Genomic DNA, 5,364 nt, shown 5'->3' on the forward strand with positions numbered 1-5,364 from the left:
GATTATGATTTTACAAATAGATGATTTTAAAAATAAAGGAGATGAATAACTATGAAAAAAAGTGTCAAGATTGAAATGTTATGGCATCTTGATAAACTTATTCTTCCTTTCCCTGTGACAATAATTACAACTGTTGATAGTGATGGTAATATAAATGCGGCGCCATATTCTCTTGCAATGCCTTGGTGTGCTTCACCAAAAAATCCTCAGTTTATGCTAAGTTGTAATAAAGCTTGGCATACACCAAGAAACATTGAAGCAAATGGAGAATTTGTTGTTAATTATCCAACATCATCCCTCTGTGAAAAGGTGGCTGAAACAGGCAGGTTTTATCCTGAAGGGATAAATGAACTCGATTATGCAGGGCTTAATGCTATTCCCTCTGAAAAAGTTTCCCCTCCGAGAATCGAAGAATGCTATCAGCATATTGAGTGTAGGGTAAATGAAAAATTTTATCCAAGTTCAACGCAGGTTACCTTTATTGCAGACATTCTCGACATATCAATTAATGAAGAATTTTTGGAAATGGAGCGCATAGAGAGAATAAAGGCAATGGATTTGCCCATATATTTTGGGACAAATAAGATTGGCGGAAGCATTTTCGGAATTGTTGGAAGTTATGAAACATATTCGCCTGATATAAAGCCAAAAATTGAGGAAAAATAGAAAAAGAATGAACATATTTGAAAGCAGAATTACGATTTCCTTAAAGTTCTTAATACTTATTTTTTCCTTGTGGGCACTATTCATATTTCTGGATTTTTCAGGAATTAACACTCATAAAGTCAATGGCAAAGCGGTCAATGTAATTCTGGGATTCAGTGTCTATGGAATCTATGCAAAAATTATGGATATAATACAGCTTACAATACTTATTTCTTTTATATATGGAATTGTGAAAGCAAGAAAACTGTTAGGTTATATGCTTCCTATTGCCTATATGATTTATTCTTTTGTGAGTATGCATTCTTTTTCAATCATGATGCCTGAAGCGCCCAACAAGGTAAAACTTTTTTTTGACCTTTTTTCATTGATAGGAGGAGGCACAATTTGCCTCCTCCTTTTTATTAATAGACGCTATTTCAACCAAACTTGAATTTGTTGCCTCCCCGGGGGCCTGTCCATTCTTTTCTTTTCGCTTCTTTTCTTTTCATTTTTGTTCCTTTCTTAACTTCCTTGTGTAAAGCACATAGGAATGAGACATCCTGATGAATGTGGCCCTGATACAGAATCATTTTTACACGCTTTGAGCACTGCCTCCTCCGGTTTTAGCTGAACACATTTGATTTCTGGTTTGATGTAGTTTTTCTTCCTATTAATGTGCATAGTTCCCCTCTCTTCTTTTTTGTTTTTATATGAAGAAAAAAATTATTGTGAAAAAAGAATTGTTAGAAGAGGAATGTTTATGAAGTATTCATATTTGCACCTCCTTAATGTTATTTGTTAACGCCGTAGCGAGACAGCGTTAAAGGAGATGCTGTCTTTCGCCCGGCAACCCTGCCGCCTTATTCTCTCTCTGGAGAACTTAGGCCGTTGGCTTTGCGTCCTGCCCTTTCGGACAGTTTGCCTTTATCAGGCTCAATTAATCTTTTACGGATGAATTGTACGAGAACTTTAGGAGTTCGCTGTCTGTCATATTAAAACTCATTGTTTATAAAAGAAAAAATTTGTGTTAAAAATATAAATAAAATTTTAATCGAATAAAAAAATGCCTGAAAGCTCATCTCAAATTTCATTCCGTGAGCGAATAGTCGGTCTCTGGAGAGCTGTTTTTATTCAGAGAATCGAACGAATGAAGATGACTGAGCACACATTTACAATTCTTGTTTCTATCCTTATTGGATTTCTTGCAGGATTTGGAGCAATAGGAGTTAGGTTTCTTATAAAAATTGTTGAAGAAATATCTTTTGGTTCAGGAATGAACATTCTTGAAAAAGCAGCTCTTTTGCCTTGGTATGAAAAAATAATAATTCCAATGATTGGAGGCATTATTGTTGGTCCTCTTATCTATTATTTTGCAAAAGAAGCGAAAGGGCATGGAGTGCCGGAGGTAATGGAAGCTGTTGTATTGAGAGATGGTGTTATAAGGCCTCGTGTGGCACTGATAAAGGCTATTGCTTCGTCTATATCAATTGGGACCGGTGGGTCAGTTGGGAGAGAAGGACCTGTAGTTCAAATAGGTTCAAGCATTGGTTCAACAATTGGACAGATCCTGATGGTTTCAGGCAGACGTCTTCGGACATTTGTTGCCTGCGGAGCAGCTGCTGGTATCGCTGCTGCCTTCAATGCACCCATTGCAGGGGCGCTCTTCTCAGTTGAAATAATACTTGGTGATTTTGGCCTTACTTACTTTAGTCCTATTGTTATTTCGTCGGTAGTTGCAACGGTGATTTCAAGACATTTTATGGGTGATTTTGCTGCTTTTGATGTCCCCACTTATCGCCTTGTTGACCCCAGAGAGTTGATTTTTTATTTTGGACTTGGAATCTTTTGCGGTTTTGTTGCCTTGGTTTTTATAAAGGTTCTCTATTTTCTTGAGTCCTATTTTGAAAATCTCAAACTTCATGAAACGATCAAACCGGCAATAGGCGGGATAGTAATTGGTATTATGGCATTATGGATACCTCATATCTTTGGTGTGGGTTATGAGAGTATTAATCTTGCATTGAATAGTAATATGGCTTGGAGTTTCCTTCTTCTTTTAACTTTTGCAAAGGTTTTGGCTACTTCGATTACTCTTGGATCCGGAGGTTCGGGTGGAATTTTTGCCCCATCACTTTTTATTGGAGCAATGGCAGGAGGTTTCTTTGGAAATATTGTAAATATATTGGCTCCCAATATAACAGCAAGTCCCGGTGCATATGCCCTTGTTGGTATGGGTGCAGTTGTATCAGGTGCAACACATGCCCCAATAACTGCTATTCTCATAATTTTTGAACTTACCAATGACTACAAGATTATTCTGCCTTTAATGATAAGCTGTATAATAAGTACCATTTTTACCAGCAAACTCCATAAAGAATCGATATATACACTAAAACTTGCTCTTCGCGGCATCAATATTTTTAAAGGCAAAGAAGTCAATGTATTGCGAAAATTAAGCGTAAAAGACGTTATGGAGGATGCTGAAGTTATTCCTGAAGACCTTTCATTCAATGATTTGATTGACAGAATTACTGCTTCCAAAAATACGACTTTCTATGTAGTGGATAAAGGTGGAAGATTTCTTGGCACAATACATCTTAAAGATATATCTGGAATTTTGAAGGATATTGAAACGCTAAAAGATATTCTCATTGCAAAGGACCTTGTCAGCGGATCAAATCTTTTCCTTTATCCGGATGATAATTTGGACCATGCAATGCATATTTTTGGCAACAGCAATGTTGAGGAAATACCTGTCCTAGACCCCTCTGGTGAAAGGAAACTTTTAGGCAAGGTGAGGGAGAATGATATAGTGGAAGCTTATAACAAGGAGATATTTAAAATAGACACATTGACTGAGTTGTCTGAAGGAATTGGAAATATAGACAAAAGAGGTATAGAATCTTTTACCGATGAATTTGGGTTGGCTGAAATCAGTGCGCCATTAACATTTGTTGGAAAAGATTTAAAGGAATTATCTTTAAGACAGCGTTTTGGAGTACAGGTTTTGCTCGTAAAAAAACAGATGCCTGAGAGTAAAGAAAGCAGATACATCGATGTTGTGCCCAAACCTGATACTCTAATAGAAGAAAACGATATTTTAGTGCTGGCAGGACCTCAAAAATCGTTACTACAGTTAAGAAATCTGTAACGAAAATTAATCATTCAATTTGTTTTCTTCTAAAATAAGATCTTTTAGTGATAATTCATTAAGGGAATTTTTTACAGCGTCATCAATTTTTTCTAAAATAATGTCCACCTTGTCAGAAGGATTGTGAATTACTTTATTTGGAGAATGCTTAGTTTTCGATAAATCGATAATTTCATAAAGTTTTATTTTCCCAATATCCTTTGCGGGTAGAAGAGAAGGGTAAATTGAATTTCCAGATTCCGCCAACAATCCTTTCCGTATAAGGTGTTTTACAAGTTTGTCTATATAGTCGATAGGCAATTTGAAAAAGAGTGAAAGAGATTCAGCATTCCATGGTTTCTTATTTTCGAAAAAATGTTTTCCTATCAAATACATAATTCTGAGCATCATTTCTTCATTTTTTTTGTTGTTTATTAGTAAAGAGGATTTTTTATTGGAGATTGCTGAGGGGTATTGGATGCAGAAACTTACAAAAGCTCCAAAAAGAAGTATCAGCCAATTGAAATATAACCAAATCATAAAAAGAATAAGAATAGCAAAACTGGAATAGATGGCTGAATATTTTCCTGATGAGGCAATAAATGATGTGAATGCCCATCCTGCTGTTTCCCATAAAACACCTCCAACGATTCCTCCTAAAAGCGCAGATTTGAATTTAACTTTCGTGTTTGGAATAAAGCTATAAATAAATGTGAAGGCAAGGCATACTAAGAAATAGGGAATAATTTTGCCTGCAAATAAGAGTAGCGTTCCCAATGGTTCGATTGATAGAATTTTTTGAATTATACTTGCGCTCATTACAGATGCAGTTATTCCAAGTGCAGAGACTACAAGTACAGGTGCAACTAAAATGATGCTTAAATAATCGCTGATCCTTCTCATAATTGTTCTTGGTTTGCCAACTTTCCAAATTGTATTAAAGGATTCTTCAACTTTCTGGATCAGAGAAATAACTGTATAGAAAAGAAGGATTAGTCCTATTGAGCCAAGAACGCCAACTTTAACATTGTTAACAAAACCAATTATCTTTCCTGATATTTCAGCACCTTTTGGACCAAGGGGGGTAAGGAATTTGAAAAGAAAAGGTTCCAGTTTCTGATGGACTCCGAATGCTTTTAAAACTGAGAAGCTCACAGCTAAAAGAGGTACAATTGAGAGGATTGTTGTATAAACGAGACTCATTGCACGAAGTGTAAGCTGTGTCTCATTGAATTCTCTGTATGCATTGATTAGAAACTTGATTTTGTTGAAAAAGAATTTTTCCTTTTCATTGAGCTCTGATTCTTCTTCGTCTAATTCGTCTAAAAGAAGCTTTTTAACAGAATTGATTAAATTAGGCATTTCGATAGATTATTAAGTTTAAAGTTTTTCTTTAAAGATATATAAGATTTGTGAGTTTGTCTATGAAGTGAAATATTTTTTTAATAACTCATTAAAATAATTTGTGTTATAGGCAGAAAAGATTTTGATACTTCCTTTGGCAAAAAATTGTTGAAGTTTTCATTACCAATTTTTTCATAGGAGCAAATTTGAAAGATTCCTAAAAGGAGGGATAGAATGGTAATCGA

At 35.3% G+C, this 5,364-nt stretch carries 4 protein-coding genes and 1 riboswitch; of the genes, 3 read left to right on the plus strand and 1 reads right to left on the minus strand.

The window, feature by feature from the left end; translation table 11 throughout:
- Positions 1-51: 51 nt before the first annotated feature.
- From D6734_04690 to D6734_04700, 3 genes are all read left to right on the plus strand, one after another.
- Complete coding sequence (locus tag D6734_04690; protein RMF95914.1) at positions 52-666, plus strand: flavin reductase family protein; 615 nt, start codon at positions 52-54, stop codon at positions 664-666.
- Positions 653-1,096, plus strand: a complete 444-nt coding sequence (locus D6734_04695) for a hypothetical protein (protein ID RMF95915.1) — start codon at positions 653-655, stop codon at positions 1,094-1,096. Before D6734_04690 ends, D6734_04695 begins: the two co-directional genes overlap by 14 nt.
- A 391-nt stretch (positions 1,097-1,487) precedes the next feature.
- A riboswitch (cyclic di-GMP riboswitch) is annotated at positions 1,488-1,578 on the minus strand.
- A gap of 130 nt (positions 1,579-1,708) precedes the next feature.
- Positions 1,709-3,796, plus strand: coding sequence for a CBS domain-containing protein (locus tag D6734_04700; GenBank protein RMF95916.1), 2,088 nt, complete (start codon positions 1,709-1,711; stop codon positions 3,794-3,796).
- A gap of 6 nt (positions 3,797-3,802) precedes the next feature.
- Here the strand turns inward: D6734_04700 and D6734_04705 are convergent, their stop codons facing one another.
- Entirely contained in the window at positions 3,803-5,137 is a 1,335-nt protein-coding gene (locus D6734_04705; protein ID RMF95917.1) for a YihY/virulence factor BrkB family protein, read from the minus strand.
- Positions 5,138-5,364 lie beyond the last annotated feature (227 nt).

The organism is Candidatus Schekmanbacteria bacterium (assembly GCA_003695725.1).
Lineage (GTDB): Bacteria > Schekmanbacteria > GWA2-38-11 > GWA2-38-11 > J061 > J061.

What these genes read in the sequence shown, in the direction of transcription:
- D6734_04690 (RMF95914.1), top strand. Translation starts at nt 52, where the DNA reads ATGAAAAAAAGTGTCAAGATTGAAATGTTATGGCATCTTGATAAACTT.
- D6734_04700 (RMF95916.1), top strand. Translation starts at nt 1,709, where the DNA reads ATGCCTGAAAGCTCATCTCAAATTTCATTCCGTGAGCGAATAGTCGGT.
- D6734_04705 (RMF95917.1), bottom strand. Translation starts at nt 5,137, where the DNA reads ATGCCTAATTTAATCAATTCTGTTAAAAAGCTTCTTTTAGACGAATTA.